Origin of the sequence: Halomonas sp. FeN2, from assembly GCF_020595105.1 — a bacterium.
Lineage (GTDB): Bacteria > Pseudomonadota > Gammaproteobacteria > Pseudomonadales > Halomonadaceae > Vreelandella > Vreelandella neptunia.
On the sequence record NZ_CP074200.1, the window covers coordinates 2,631,890 to 2,646,119 of the forward strand.

Genomic DNA, 14,230 nt, shown 5'->3' on the forward strand with positions numbered 1-14,230 from the left:
GAACGGCTCCAGTTCCCGAGGTTATTGCACAATAAATTCGGTGAATAAAACTTCGCGCAAATCAAGCGGCGGCTGATTTTCCGTCAGCGGTACGTTCAGTCGATCAACAATCGCTTGCGCAAGTTGCTGCTTGCCTTCCGAAGAGGTCAGTTCATCAGCTTGCTTGCCAGATAGCAGCATCAACAAACGACTACGCACTTGGGGCATATGCTCTTCTAGAATGGCTTTACTCTCTTCATTACCCACGCGCAGTGTCACGCCTGTATAGAGTAAGCGTGAGCCATAGCTGTCATCGGCAAGATTGACGGTAAAAGGTTCAATCTGCATAAAAATAGGCGTCTGGCGCTCCATCGCCTGCTGCATCTCTGCGTCTTCTGAACCGTCATCACGTTGATCCATAACCATATAAATAGCCGCTGCTGCTCCTGCTGAAGACAGCAAGACCAGGATAATCATTATCCAGAGCAGTTTTTTTGACCCGCCGCTTTTTTCTGCCATTTGCGATTCCTGTGAACTCCATGCGTATCACTAGCAAAGTATTATGCCAAAAGCTCATGCTAGTGATGAAATGAACAGGCTCACTTGGCAAGCCTATCTTTTGGTTTAGCTATTTCATTTGAGTACCTAAGCGCGTAGTACTAGAAAGATCATTCCAGTTCTGGCGCCGCTACTTAAGCGTAAAGGTCTACACGCCCATCCAGTGTCAGCGAGCCACTTCCGGCGTTTTGGATAGGTGCTTCATCCGAACCCATCTCGCCGTTGTCACTGCCTGCTGTAGCGCCGTGTTTGCCGCTTGATTGGGCAAAAGCTTGATCATTGGGGTCGCGCTGTTCGCCGACCGACGTCTCACCTAGTGATATACCTTGCTCCGCCAGCGCTTCCCTTAGCTGGGGAATCGCCTGTTCGAGTACTTGTCTAACCTGGGCGTGGGCTGACAAAAAGTGTGCTTGAGCTCCCTGTTCACCAAACTTCAGGGAGATAGACAGTGGCCCTAGTTCTGCAGGGTTCAATTGCATCTGAACGTGCTGCTCGCCACCGCGCTGTGAAATCTGCACTAGCTGCTGGCTTAACTGCTGTGGCCAAGCGGGACTGGTGAGAGGTGTCGCTAAAGTAGTCGGTGTCGGCGTGACGGTGGGCGAAAAACCTTGAGTAGATTGCGATGTGGCTAACGGGCTGCTACCACTATTTAACAACATCCCGGTAAGTGAATGCTCACTACTAGGGCTTGTCTTCGAAGCCCCGTCTGTTGTTAATAGAGCGGCCATCAGGGCTTCGCTACTGATCTGGGGAGCTGCAGTGTGGGAGTTAATCTGCTGAGCTGAACTACCTGTGTTTATTTGAGAAAAGAAAGTATCAGGCTGTGCCCTTGGATCTCTTTGCATATCGGTGACAGGTGAGCGGATATTGGTTAGCTGAGCCGTCTCAACCGGTCGGGAGGGAGCGCTATTTTGCTGCCCTACTAAGACATTTAGTGCTGAGACAAGCTGCGCTGCTTCCGTTTGATTAATATCTAACTGATCAGCGATGATTTCCAGCGCTGCTGGAGCGATAGACTGCACAGGTCTACTCTTATCCATACTTAGAGACTGGAGGAGTGTTTTTAGTGCAGGTATATCGGCCAACTGAGCCGCTTCCGTTTGACCGATATTTAACTGTTTGGCGATTGCTTCCACTGTTGCTGGGGCAACTGGCGATTCCAACTGCGCTACAGGACTACTTTCGGTAAAAGAAGCCATAAGTGCAAGGCGGCCAGCAATCTCGTTAAGAGGAGTCGAGGCTTGCCCATCATTTAGCCCTAGCGTGCCCGTGCTGATGTCTGAATTCGGCAGTTGAAGCTGAGCAAGAAGCTCAGAAAAATCGCTCTCATTGATATCAAGCCGTAGAGTTTCCAGAGCTGCGCTTAAATTTTCAATGTCGACTTCTAATCCTGCTGATGCAAGAGAACTGAGTGCATTGAGCGTCGTTTGCTCCTGTGGTGCCTGAGAGGCGCTAATTTCACTAAACCTGGAAGCAGATAAGCGCGAAGTATCAGACGCTTGTAACAGCGCCTGGTGAAATAGGCCGTTGACTGGGTCTTGTCGGTTAAAAGCACCTGGAGACTGTGTCTGAGGTGAACCCTGGCTGACCGAAAGCAACTGGTGAATGTTCATATTCAGTTCCCTGGCACCGCTAATGCGGAGTGTCGTTATGTTGACGAGCCGCGCGGCTTGTCACCAAATCATCATTAGTTTTTTGTTCCTGACGCTCACTACGGCGATGCTCTTCTAATAGCCGACGTGACGCCAGTGTATCGTAGGACGAGAGCTTTCGCTGCTCTTGTTGCCAGTTCTTTTTACTCCGCTCAACGCTTGCCTGCTGAGAGGCTAACGCTTGTCGAGCGCGGCTTAGGGCCGCATCCAATGAGGCTAGGAACTGTTGATAGTTATACATAGTGGCAGGGTCAATGCCGTCGCGCATTGCTTTTTGCAAGCGTTCAGCGTACTCCGCTCGATAACTCAGCAGCGACTGAAGCTGAGCGATCGTTTGCTGTTCTGTTTGACGCTCTTGTGCCAGTATCTTGCCCGCTTGATCTCGGGCGCCTCTGGCTAGGTCGGTCAACATTTCGAGCTGTGATGTGCTCATGTGCGCCCTCCTACCAGTGCGTGCAGCGCTTGGCGAGCCTCCGCAAGCGTTGCACACTCATCAATATTTTGTTGAAGGAAGTTTTCTAACGATGGAAAGCGTTTCACTGCCTCGTCGAGCTGTGGGTCATGACCAGGGCTGTAGGCCCCCACGCTAATAAGATCCCGGTTACGCTGGTAGCGTGAGAACAGTTGCTTGAAAACTCGCGCTTCTTGCAACTGGTCGGGTGAAGCAATGGAGGTCATGGCACGACTAATTGAGGCTTCAATATCAATGGCCGGATAGTGACCGGCTTCCGCTAAGGTTCTCGACAGCACGATGTGCCCGTCTAGAATGGCGCGAGCTGAATCGGCAATAGGATCCTGCTGGTCATCGCCCTCCGTTAGAACGGTATAAAATGCCGTAATGGAGCCGCCGCCACGTTCAGCATTGCCTGCACGCTCTACTAATCCGGGTAGCTTGGCAAAAACTGAGGGTGGATAACCTTTGGTAGCGGGTGGCTCACCAATTGCCAGAGCAATTTCCCGCTGCGCCATGGCATAGCGTGTTAGTGAGTCCATAATCAGCAAAACATCGCGACCTTCGTCGCGAAAACCTTCTGCCAAGCGCGTCGCATAAGCGGCACCTTGCAGACGCTGCAGTGGAGATGTGTCAGCAGGAGCGGCGACGACGACAGCGCGCCGTCGACCCTCAGGGCCCAAAATGTTATCGATAAAGTCCTGTACTTCCCGGCCCCGCTCGCCAATCAAGCCAACCACAATTACGTCAGCTTTGGTGTAGCGGGCCATCATGCCTAGCAGTACTGATTTACCTACCCCCGAACCTGCAAAGAGCCCCATTCGCTGACCTCGCCCTACGCAGAGCAGTGCATTAATAGCGCGAATGCCGACGTCAATTTGCGCATCAATTGGCGCGCGAGAAAGCGGATTGAGAGGCGGTGAGCTAAGCGTTGTTCGGGGTACCTCATCGACGCCCTCTCGATCATCAAGCGGATTGCCGTTGCCATCCAGTACCCGGCCCAACAGGCTCTCGCCCATAGGGAAGCGGCGGGCACTGTTGTTGCCGCTTTCATCCAGAGGGGCAACGCGAGCGCCAGGCATTAGCCCAATGACCTCTTCCAAAGGCATTAGGAAGAGCTTGTCACCAGAAAAGCCGACGACTTCCGCTTCGGCATGCCGATCACTGTCGGTCAAGCGACCGTCGCTGCCCGGCAATTCAATCCGACAGGCACTTCCCACGGCTACGCGCAGCCCTACCACCTCAATTACCATCCCAGTCGCGCGAATAACGCGGCCGCTATTGCGGTAGCGAGGCAAGTGACTGACACGTTGCTGTGTACGTCGCAATGCCTTATTCCAGCGATGTTGATGGGGACAGGTGGTATCTGCCATAGCGTATCCGCCTAGGATGAAGGAGCATTAGAAGAAGGTGGGGAGTTGAGGCTACGTTTGCGCGATTGGGTTTGGATGGCATGCCAACGGCTTTCAAAGGTAGCGTCAATTTCACCCTGGGCACTGGTTACCCGGCAGCCGCCACGGGCAAGCTGGTCATCTGGCTGCAGCTTCCAGTTGGCGGCCCTGAGTTCATTGCCTAAGTGCTCTTCTACGAGAGCGTGATCATCGGGGTTGAGCCAAAGCCGCTGCTGGCCTACCAAGGGTGGCTCGGTGTGCAGTAGCTCGCGGACGATGGCCAAAATTTGTTCAGGTGCCTCCTGCAGGGCATCACTAGCCAGCTGTTTGCCAGTGGCTAGTGCTAACTCGACCAAGTCGTAGGCGATGGTGTCATCAAGGCGTTCAAGCGCGTCCGAAAACTGTTTGGCTAGAGTTTCCAGTGGCGCCAACGTCTTGCGGATTTGTGCTTCTAACTCAGTTTTTGCCTGTTCGGCAGCTTCCTCTAAACCCTTTTCAAGCCCCTCTTTGTGACCCTGATCAAAGCCAGCGTCATAGCCCTCTTTCTCGGCTTGCTGGCGAATACGCTCATAAAGTGCCTGGCGTTCACTCTCTTCACGCTGGCGTGCCAGCTCGGCCGCTTTTTGTGCTGCCTGTACTTTACGCTGGTGAGCCGTTGGCACCTCGCCCTCAGGGGCGTGGTTACTCTGCGTGGTTGCCAGCTCATCCATTTGCCAGCGACGCCAATCCCCGTGGCGATCAAATTTCGGCGAATGAGTATTAGACATACTCGTCGTCTCCACCTGCCAGGACGATTTCACCCGAATCAGCTAAACGCCTTACGACCTGCAAAATGGCTTTTTGCTCGGTTTCCACCTGAGAGACGCGGATTGGGCCGCGGGCTTCCATGTCTTCGCGAACCAAGTCGGCAGCGCGCTGTGACATATTGCGCAGGAATTTGTCCACCAAGGCGTCCTGAGCCCCTTTGAGTGCTACCACCAACGAGTTGGTATCGACTTCTTGCAGAACCATTTGAATAGCGCGGTTGTCGAGATCCAGCAGATTCTCGAACAGGAACATTTCATCGATAATTTTCTGAGCCAAATCTTCGCTGTGCGCACGCACGGTCTCGATAGCGGTCTCCTCTTGGGAGGAGTTCATCAGGTTGAGGATCTCAGCAGCCGTTCTTACGCCGCCCATTTTGCTGCGCTTGAGGTTCTGGCCGTCCAGCATGCTGGTGAGCACTTCGGTTAGCTCTTGCAGTGCGGCGGGCTGAACACCGCTGAAAGTAGCGATACGAAGAACTACGTCATTGCGCAGTTTTTCCTCGAATAGCTCCAGGATATCGGAGGCTTGATGGCGATCCAGATGCACTAGAATCGTAGCGATAATTTGCGGATGCTCGTCGCGAATGAGTTCGGCCACCATGGAGGCTTCCATGAGGTTAAGCGCGTCAATGCCTGAATTATTGCCAGTGGTCTCTAGTATATCTTCAATTAGACTCGACGCGCGTTCGCTGCCCAGCGCTTTGGTCAGCACTGAGCGAATGTGCTCGCTGGAGTTAAGGTTAAGCGCTACAAACTCTTCGGTCTCTTTATGGAATGCTTCGAGCACGGCCTTCATGTCGTCATGGGAGACCTGGTTCAGTCGAGCCATCTCCATACTAATTTCTTGCACTTCATTAGCTCCGAGGTACTTAAACACCTCGGCGGCACTGTCTTCATCGAGTGCAAGCAATAAGATGGCGCTCTTGCGAGCCCCGCTCATTCCAGCAATTGAACTACTCATTGGCATGCATCCAGCTACGAATGATCATCGCGACCATGCGGGGGTCTTCTTGAGCCATTTCACGCAGGTCATTGAGGTTATGCTCATAGAGTGAGGTCTTACGCCGACGCTTCGGTTTGGCGTAGGTCTCATCGCTCTCGCCTATTGACTCTTCGTTCTCTTCGTCGTCATCTTCGCCGCCTACGCTGGCGGCCAGCGTGCCGCCAGGCGCCGATGTCGCCATAACCGGTGTTTGGGTATAGCGCTTAATTAAGGGGCGTAAAATTAGCAAGTAGAGCAATAGAATCGCTAGCGCCACCAGTAGGTAGCGACCCACTTTGCCAGCAAGTGAAAGAACGCTGGGGTCTTTCCACCACTCGACCTCTGCGGTTTCCTCAGTACTACGCGCGAAGGGAGAGTTAACGACTTCAACTTCATCGCCGCGCAGTTGTGAGAAGCCCATGGCTTGACGAACCAGGCGCTCGATCTGAGCAACTTCTTCATCGGTAAGCGCAACGTCGACCCACTCGCCTTCATCGTTCATTTCCGAGCGGTAGTTTACAACCACTGCGGCGGATAGCCGCTCTATCTGGCCAAGGCGGTGCTGGACATGCTCAATACTGCGATCAACTTCATAGTTGATCACGTCATCTTGACGCAAGTTGCGCAACGCTTCAGGGGGCAGATCCTCTTGCTGGTTGGCTTCCTCTTCCTCGCCTTCTGGCTGGTTGATGGGGGAGGGTAGTGTGCCCGGCGGCGTGTTGCTCAGCGCGCCTGGAATACCGGTGGCCAATGGGTCTTCACCGTCAAAGGTGAGGCTCAACTGACGGCTACGAACGGCTGCTTCGTTGGGAGGCTGATTGGGTCCGTAGCGTTCAGAGGTCTGCTCGCGCCGAGAGAAGTCGATTTGCGCTGCAACCTGGGCGCGCACGTTATCGCGACCCAGAATGGGCGTTAGAATATGCTCAATTCGCTGCTGGTAAGAGCGTTCGACTTCGACAATATATTCAAGCTGTGAACCATCAAGGTCATTGCCGTTGCTCGTTTCGGCAGACAGTAGTCGGCCATCCTGATTAACCACCGTGACATCTTCAGCGGCTAGCTCAGGCACGCTACCCGAGACCATATGTACGATCGCGCTGACTTGACCTTCGCCCAAAATGCGGCCAGGTAAAAGGGTCAGCACAACGGATGCCTTAGCGGGCTCGCGATCCCGAATAAATACCGATGGCTTGGCCATGGATAGGTGAACCCTCACACTTTCAACCGGCCCAAGCGATTCAATGGAACGCGCAAGCTCGCCTTCCAGCCCCCGCTGATAATTAATCTGCTCAGCGAACTGGCTAATTCCAAATGCTTGGCTATCCATCAGCTCCAGGCCAAGATTGCCACCGCGGGGCAGGCCCTGTTCAGCAAGCTGTAAACGTAGCGTGTGGACTTGGTCGCTAGGCACCATTAGCGCTTGGCCGTTTTGGCTGAACTGGTAAGGGACACCGCGGGTATCAAGCTCACTAATGATGCTACCACCATCAGCTTCGCTTAAGTTGCTGTAAAGCACGCGGTACTCAGGACTGCTGGCCCACATAAAGAGAGCCGCCACAATAGCAATTGAGGCGGCACCTGCGATAAGCAGTGCAACTAGCGGATTGCCACGCAGCTGTTTCAGCGTACGCTCAACAGCTGAGCCGCTGGTGTTACGTTCGGTGTTTTCACTACCTGTGCTTCCACTATTGATATTTCCACTGCGGGGAGCGGCTTGATTCGTACTATTTTGACGGCCTGCCGTTGCACCGGTTTCGCTCATGCGACCCTCCAGAGGGGCAGGCAAAACTGGTGTCGGCCCAGGCGCATCACCAAAGAAGGCATAGGCTATATCCGTCAATCGCGGTTATCCGCCAAAAAGATGAGGCGGAATTGTGATGACAGCCATTATCCGGTGACTAGTCGAGCATAAAGGAACGATAAGCTTCGTTTTTTATGCGCAATTGTCCGTATGAGGAGTGGCGCTTTGGTGTTAGGCTTTTTTCATTAGATATTTTTTGCGAATTGAGGTGAATATATGAGTGCCCCCGCAATACAGGCTGCGCTACAGCAGATGCAAGGCATGGCGACTCAGGCGTCTTCCACGCAGTCCTTCAGCAGTGCTCAGGCGTCAGCTGTTGTTGGGCACGGTGGTTTTGGCGGTGAGTTGCAGGCTTCGATTCAGCGCATTAACCGGCTTCAGCAGACGGCTAACAGTCAGGCAATGGCATTTCAGGCGGGGGATCCTAATTTGCAGCTTAATGACGTGATGGCTGACATGCAGAAATCCAGCGTTGCGTTTCAAATGGGGCTTCAGGTTCGCAACCGTCTGGTTTCTGCATATCGTGATGTTATGAATATGCAAGTTTAGGGTTTCTATATCACGCATTAAGCTTCAATTGAGATGATTCGACCCTGCATTTCTTCAAGTCGCTCGGCAATTTTGAGCACTTCTTCTGCTGGGATCTGGCGTATCACGTCGCCAGATTCTCTGTCAACGACTCGCGTAATCACGCGTGACGTTTCCTCGCTTAACTCGAACTCTAAGCCTCGTGGCCGCATTGTCTCGTTAATTCTCTGAATGGGCTTGACGAGTTCTTCGGCTGATATTTCCTGTTCATTAGTGTCTGTTTTTTTAATTTGAGTGTTAGCTGTTGCTAGCTGAGCTAGGGTGTTTTCGAGTCGTTGGCTAGGGTTTAAGTGGGCTAGGCCTGATGACTGTAGCGTTGTCGCTTCGGTGGGTAGTGAACTCATGGGGCACGTTCCTCCTCTAGGATCAGCTCTGGCGGCCAATTAGTGGTGCAACAGCAGGAGCGGCAGCCATAGCTCGGAATTTTACTTATCAATAAACGTTTCTATTCCAATATCGGCAGTTAGCTAAAAAACTTTACGCTTGCCAGCGTGACGTTGTGTTTTCTGGTTCTTGGGAGTATCGGCTATATGACCTTATCACTCTGTTTGCTATGACTTGCCTAATAAGTATGAAAATGGTGTCTTTTTGTGCATGCGACACGCGGTTGGCATCTGATATGCTTCTCTACTTTGCGGTGAGCTAATTAACGCATAAGAGTAAGCGAGGCGAGAATGGTGGCGCAGCAGGATGAGTTTGAAACAATAGTAAGTACAACAGTGATCGAGTCTCTGCTGAATACCTTGATCGAAACTGGCGGCGTTTCGCTCTGCCTTGCCGCAGATAATGCACGCCCAGAGCCGATTGTATTGATGGAGCAGCACCAAGGCCAAACATTGGTGATGGATCTTTCCTCTATTGATTATTTGCTTCACCGCTTGCAGGGCGGTGCTGAGTTTTACTTGCGTGGGCAGGCGCAGGGGAAGGTGGTGCAAACGCCGCTATTACAATTGACAGAGACTCGCCAGACTGGGGGGCGCTTTTTGTGTTGCAGTGATTATCCTGCATCGCTGGAAGTGTTGCAGCGCCGTGAATCCTTCCGCGCTGAGCTGCGTATGGGGATGGTGGTGCAGGCAGGATTGCATGATGGTGATGCCGAGGTAGAGGGTGAGTTGCGGGATTTATCCCAGGATGGCTGCCAGCTTGAATTGCCATTGGCTGCTAGCGGCCTATTGGCGGAGGCGGCAAATCCTCTGAAGTTAACGTTTACCTTCCCTGATGGCACCTACTTTGAAGTGCTTGGAGCGGCTCGTCATCAAAAAACCGACGCTGGGCGCCACCTGCTGCGTGTCGGTTTCAGCTTCGTTGAGTGTAGTGCGGAGCAAGAGCGGCAAATTTGGTATTTTGTGTGTGAAATAGAGCGTGAAGCGGCTCGTTATAAAAAAGAGGAGCAGGGCGAGCGCCAGCCCTCGCCCCTGTTTGCGCTGCCCAGCAAGCGATCAGGGGCGGGAGAGCTGCTTGGGCGACGTGATGTCAAGCGCTACGCTACTCCCATGGCCCGTCGGCTGGTAAAAGTGGCCGCCTATCTGGATGCGCAGCTGCTGTCGTTACAGCAAGGTAGCGATATCGATGGACGCCAGCTCTCCCGCTATGCTGATCGCATATTGGATCTTCACGAAGAAGATCGAGAAGCACTGTTATTCGCCTCTCGCTGCTTATCTCCTGAGCCGCTGATCGTGCGCCACGGAATTGCTGTCGCCATTCACTTGCTCGATTTTGTGGGTGCCAGTATGCCCCGCGAGCTGCGTAAGGCGATAGTGGCCAGCGGCCTTATTCACGACTTAGGTAAGGCGTTAGTGCCTCAGGTGCTGTTCAAGGCGCCGCACTTTGAGGCGAGTCATCGAAAGGCGATCAGTGAGCATGTTCAATTGCTGCTTGATCGCCTACGAAGCTGCCAGTGGTTGTCCCCGGGCGTTGTTCAAGCGGTGGTTGGTGGCATAAACGAGCGTATGGATGGTAGTGGTTATCCGGGCGGCTTGAGTGGGAGCGATCTAAATGAATTGGCTAAGGCCAGTGCTATTGTCGATGTTGTCGAAGCGATGCGACGTGATCGCGCTGATCGACCTGCTAAAACCGTACAGCAAATTTATCGGCATTTATTACAGCACCCTCACCAATTTGATATGCGCTGGATTAAGCGCTACATCGAGCACTTTAAAGGCCTGCCTGTGGGCTCCCTGGCGCGTTTTTCCAGTCAACAGCAAGGCTGGGTGTTGCGTATCGATGCTAATGGGAACCCTACGGAGGTGTTGCTTGCACCAAAGGTAGAGTCGCCCATGCGCGATAATATAGGCGCGGTGGTGCGCAACAATATTTCTGAGCGGCTTGGAAGAGCCGTCGGTGAGATCGCCGTGTCTACGTGAAGGTGCGCCCACTTAAATTAAGGTATTGGCAAAGGTTAAGCCGCCTCTTGTTATCATTTGATAGTCTAAAAAAAGCGCTGTCAATTGTTAAAGTCTCCCAAGCTCACGCCGATAGGTACTAGTAGTACCGGATGTTGTTTATTTTTAACTTTTAATATTCGTGGTTTCTCCCATCTCAGGGCGAACAAGAATCCACGCACAGGAGTTCCGCTTATGACTTACTCTCGCGGTGGCGCCGCTTATGGGCAGGGGGCTAATGCTTATGCGCGTGTTGGCGTAGAAAGCGGAGTGATGTCGGCAGACCCCCATCAGCTGATTGTGATGCTATTTGACGGCGCCCAGGCCGCTATCCGTGCGGCACGTATTCATATCCAGGCAGGTAATACGGCCGAGAAAGGCAAGTCAATATCGAAAGCGCTGGATATTGTAAATAACGGTCTGGTAGCCGCTCTTGATCAAGAGCAGGGCGGCGAGATCGCCGAGCGCTTAGCATCGCTTTATGACTATATTGCTCGCCTGTTGTTGGCAGCAAATTTGCGTAACGATGAAGAGAGCTTAAATCAGGCCGAACGCCTGCTCGAAGATATCGCCTCAGCCTGGCGTGATATTGGTCAACAGCAGAGCGCGTGAGGCAATAATGTCAGCTCCTATATCCGCTCGTGATAAAAATGCTCAATACACGCTGCTCACTAACTATGAAACGCTATTGAGCCGTGTCGAGCACATGCACGAACTGGCTAATGGCGAACAGTGGGCAGAGCTAATCGATCAGCGAACCAGCTATGTAATGCTGGTGGATCAGTTGCGTGAGCTAGATACCACTGTTGTGCTTGATGCCGCCGCTCAGCAACGTAAGGCAGAGCTGTTGGAGCGCATCCTTGAACACGATGTGGAAATAAGGCGTCGTTTGGTGGCGCGTCGCGATGAACTGGGTAAGCTTATAGGGGTATCCCAGCGTCAACGGGATTTGCATAGGGCCTACGCACCACAGCAAGGGGCTCCGGTAGCCGATGATGCTGATTCAACGAGGTCATCGTGAGTGGTATTACCCCTCTTATTGATACGCTCTTGCACCAAGTGCTTGGGCGGCAAGGCGAGGTGTCGCTGCAGCGGGCATTGAGTCAGCCTGTGAAGCCCGTTTCCCCGGGCGAGGGGCCTCGTGCGGTAATGGGAGATGCTAATCTTGATGGGCGTGCATCGACATCGCCGCTAGGCGACCTGAAGCGTTTACCGCATCCTCTCGATGGGGGGCGAACGTTGCCACGAGGTGAGGCGCAGCCTTCGCCAACAGGTTCAACACAGACCCATTTTAGTCCTGCAGCACGAACCATCGCCGACGTGCTACTGCGCTTTCCAGCCCCTCCCTCGGTAATGCGGCCCGAAGCACCTCTTATCACCAGTCAGGAAACGCCAGCAGCAAGTACAGTAGCAACACGCTTAGAGGCAAGTATTCGAGATAGTGGTTTGTTTTATGAGTCGCATCTAAAGCGCTGGTTTCAAGGTGAAGGCACTCGCCAGCAGCTAATGAATCAACCGCAAATGCAGTCGGGTTCACGCCCCCTTGGATCGCTTTTGTCTACAGGGTTGGGCGTGGCGCCCTCCGCTTCGTCGCCTTTGGCTGTAACAACATCGTCTTCTGCGCCGCCAGTCGCACAGGCGCCTGCACAATTAGGGATGGTTCTACCTCCTTTAGCATTGCCGCCCTTGGGTCGAGGGGGGATGGCTATTCTGCCTAATATGCCGCTAATACCTGTTAGCCATGAACAAGGTCTAGCTGCTCGAGGGGCGGGCGCGGGCTATTTTCTACCCACTGGCTCGACGGGTAGCGCCGTTCAGGCGGTTGCCTCCCCCCCTGCTTCGCAGATGTCGACCAACCCCGGCCAGACTTCCCCGGCGCTTGGCGAGGTGCGTGATAGCCAACAGGTGAGGGGAGAGTTAAGCCATGCGAGGGAAATCACTGAGCTAATGGGTAATCGGCCTACTCGCGAGGTCGTTCACGAAAGCTTGCAGAGTCTGGTGCGCCAGCAGCTTGAAATGCTGGTGATGCCGACGATTCGCTGGGAAGGCGATGTATGGGCTGGGATATTTATGGCCTTGGTCATTAACCTGCCTACTCGTGAAGAAGGGGCTGAGGGTAAGCAGCAAGAGGGCGAGCCGGAGGGCGGCTGGCGGTCTGATATGCAGCTAGAGGTTCCCAACTTGGGTGCGTTTAATGCATCCCTTTGGCTGTATAGAAATGTGTTAAGCATCGATTTTACTACCGAGAGCACGCACGTTTATCAGCGTATTGACGCTGGACTGCCAGCGTTAGAGAAGCGTCTGAGCGCCTTGGATTTACAAAAAGTGCAGCTGCGCGCGCGTTATGTCGAAGCGGAGGCGCCTCATGGCCACGCCGGGTGAACGACGCCGTCAAGCTGTTGCCCTGGCTTACCAGGATAATGACCGTGCTCCGAAGGTAGTGGCGAAAGGCTATGGTGAATTGGCCGAACGTATTATGGCGGAAGCTCAGCGCCAAGGTATTTATGTACACGATGCCCCCGAGCTGGTAGCGCTTTTAATGCAGCTAGATCTGGATGCGGAAATTCCGGCAAGTCTCTATCAAATTGTCGCAGAACTGCTGGTGTGGGTGTTCGAGCTGTCAGAGGAAGGGCTAACTCATCGTGAAATGCCTGAGTAGCCATTTACAGACGTTGTATGCAACCATGAGGGTAGGTAATAAAAAGTCATTAATGGCGTCAGTATAATGGTCACAACTATCGCGCCTGAGTCGTTTAATGGGACATCATGAGTCAAACCAACTTTCTCGATGAAATTCAGGAAATTAATTTAGCTTATTTGCTTCTGGCGCAGCGCTTGCTTGATGAGGATCGTGAGGCTGCTATGTTTCGCTTAAAAATAGATAGCGATGTTGCTGAGCTGATCGTAACGCTCAATGCTCGCCAACTCACAAAGTTGGCGCGAACCAGCCAATTGTTGTGCCGGTTCAGCCAAACGAGTGCCGAGCGGCTTCGGCAGCTTACGGACAATCCTCGCGATCAGGGGTTGGCAGGGCTTCATGCATCACTGCTGTTGGCAAGCGATACATTCGAGCCAATGCCATCAGGAGGCGATAAGTGAGCCAGAAGAGCTTGGTCGATGAAATGCACCAAGTGCAGTTGGCAATCGAATTGATTGAACTTGGTGCGCGCCTTCAGGTGCTGGAAACAGAAACGGAGTTAAGCCGCACGCGTTTGATCAAGCTGTATAAGGAAGTGCGTGGAATGTCGCCGCCTAAGGGGATGCTTCCTTTTTCCACCGACTGGTTTATTACTTGGCTTCCCAATGTTCATTCGTCGCTGTTTTACAACATTTATTTAAGCCTGAAGGAGGCGGCAGGCTGTGATCGAATCGATGCCTTTGTAAAAGCATATCGGCTCTATGGCGAGCAAATGTCGCTGGAAAAGGTGGAGCCGGTTCTCGGGTTAACCCGTGCGTGGACACTGATACGCTTTTTCGAAAGCGATTTGCTTCAACTTAATCAGTGTACGCGTTGCAAAGGGCAATTTGTGGCGCATGCCCATAGCCCTGCCCAGAGCTACGTGTGTGGCATATGTCAACCACCTTCACGGGCGGGTAAAACACGCAAGTCACAGCAAGAGAATAGTGAAAAAATGTAACAA

The 14,230-nt window shown here is 53.0% G+C and carries 16 protein-coding genes; 8 read left to right on the forward strand and 8 right to left on the reverse strand.

What is annotated here, in order from left to right:
• Positions 1-21: 21 nt before the first annotated feature.
• The 7 genes from fliL to fliF form a co-directional block, all read right to left on the reverse strand.
• Positions 22-498, reverse strand: coding sequence for a flagellar basal body-associated protein FliL (gene fliL, locus KF947_RS12095; protein ID WP_133733428.1), 477 nt, complete (start codon positions 496-498; stop codon positions 22-24).
• A 173-nt stretch (positions 499-671) separates the two neighbouring features.
• Entirely contained in the window at positions 672-2,150 is a 1,479-nt protein-coding gene (locus tag KF947_RS12100; RefSeq protein WP_227404070.1) for a flagellar hook-length control protein FliK, read from the reverse strand.
• Between the two features lie 19 nt (positions 2,151-2,169).
• Positions 2,170-2,622 carry a flagellar export protein FliJ gene (gene fliJ / locus KF947_RS12105; RefSeq protein ID WP_133733430.1) on the reverse strand — a complete coding sequence of 151 codons (453 nt, stop codon included), beginning with the start codon at positions 2,620-2,622 and terminating at the stop codon, positions 2,170-2,172.
• Positions 2,619-4,013 carry a flagellar protein export ATPase FliI gene (gene fliI, locus KF947_RS12110; protein ID WP_133733431.1) on the reverse strand — a complete coding sequence of 465 codons (1,395 nt, stop codon included), beginning with the start codon at positions 4,011-4,013 and terminating at the stop codon, positions 2,619-2,621. The genes fliJ and fliI overlap by 4 nt, the downstream gene beginning before the upstream one ends.
• 11 nt (positions 4,014-4,024) lie before the next feature.
• Entirely contained in the window at positions 4,025-4,798 is a 774-nt protein-coding gene (locus KF947_RS12115; RefSeq protein WP_133733432.1) for a flagellar assembly protein FliH, read from the reverse strand.
• Positions 4,791-5,798, reverse strand: a complete 1,008-nt coding sequence (gene fliG / locus KF947_RS12120; protein WP_223289162.1) for a flagellar motor switch protein FliG — start codon at positions 5,796-5,798, stop codon at positions 4,791-4,793. Before fliG ends, KF947_RS12115 begins: the two co-directional genes overlap by 8 nt.
• Positions 5,791-7,581: a flagellar basal-body MS-ring/collar protein FliF gene (gene fliF / locus KF947_RS12125; protein ID WP_223289163.1), complete on the reverse strand. Its 1,791-nt coding sequence runs from the start codon at positions 7,579-7,581 to the stop codon at positions 5,791-5,793. Before fliF ends, fliG begins: the two co-directional genes overlap by 8 nt.
• Before the next feature lie 255 nt (positions 7,582-7,836).
• Between fliF and fliE the strand changes: the two genes are divergently transcribed.
• Positions 7,837-8,169, forward strand: coding sequence for a flagellar hook-basal body complex protein FliE (fliE, locus tag KF947_RS12130; RefSeq protein WP_133733434.1), 333 nt, complete (start codon positions 7,837-7,839; stop codon positions 8,167-8,169).
• Between the two features lie 17 nt (positions 8,170-8,186).
• Here the strand turns inward: fliE and KF947_RS12135 are convergent, their stop codons facing one another.
• Entirely contained in the window at positions 8,187-8,552 is a 366-nt protein-coding gene (locus tag KF947_RS12135; protein ID WP_133733435.1) for a flagellar protein FlaG, read from the reverse strand.
• Positions 8,553-8,882: 330 nt separating this feature from the next.
• Here KF947_RS12135 and KF947_RS12140 point away from each other — a divergent pair, with 330 nt between their 5' ends.
• The 7 genes from KF947_RS12140 (at position 8,883) to flhC (ending at position 14,227) form a co-directional block, all read left to right on the forward strand.
• Positions 8,883-10,571, forward strand: coding sequence for an HD domain-containing phosphohydrolase (locus KF947_RS12140; protein ID WP_133733436.1), 1,689 nt, complete (start codon positions 8,883-8,885; stop codon positions 10,569-10,571).
• Between the two features lie 213 nt (positions 10,572-10,784).
• Positions 10,785-11,201, forward strand: coding sequence for a flagellar export chaperone FliS (gene fliS / locus KF947_RS12145; RefSeq protein WP_133733437.1), 417 nt, complete (start codon positions 10,785-10,787; stop codon positions 11,199-11,201).
• 7 nt (positions 11,202-11,208) lie between these two features.
• A complete protein-coding gene (fliT, locus tag KF947_RS12150; RefSeq protein WP_133733438.1) occupies positions 11,209-11,610 on the forward strand; it encodes a flagellar protein FliT in 402 nt (133 codons plus the stop codon).
• A complete protein-coding gene (locus KF947_RS12155; protein ID WP_166650431.1) occupies positions 11,607-12,971 on the forward strand; it encodes a flagellar hook-length control protein FliK in 1,365 nt (454 codons plus the stop codon). Before fliT ends, KF947_RS12155 begins: the two co-directional genes overlap by 4 nt.
• Positions 12,955-13,248 (forward strand): EscU/YscU/HrcU family type III secretion system export apparatus switch protein, encoded by a 294-nt coding sequence (locus tag KF947_RS12160; RefSeq protein ID WP_133733439.1) that lies wholly within the window; start codon positions 12,955-12,957, stop codon positions 13,246-13,248. The genes KF947_RS12155 and KF947_RS12160 overlap by 17 nt, the downstream gene beginning before the upstream one ends.
• Before the next feature lie 107 nt (positions 13,249-13,355).
• Positions 13,356-13,688 carry a flagellar transcriptional regulator FlhD gene (flhD, locus tag KF947_RS12165; RefSeq protein WP_133733440.1) on the forward strand — a complete coding sequence of 111 codons (333 nt, stop codon included), beginning with the start codon at positions 13,356-13,358 and terminating at the stop codon, positions 13,686-13,688.
• A complete protein-coding gene (gene flhC, locus KF947_RS12170) occupies positions 13,685-14,227 on the forward strand; it encodes a flagellar transcriptional regulator FlhC (RefSeq protein ID WP_133733441.1) in 543 nt (180 codons plus the stop codon). Before flhD ends, flhC begins: the two co-directional genes overlap by 4 nt.
• Positions 14,228-14,230: the final 3 nt, after the last annotated feature.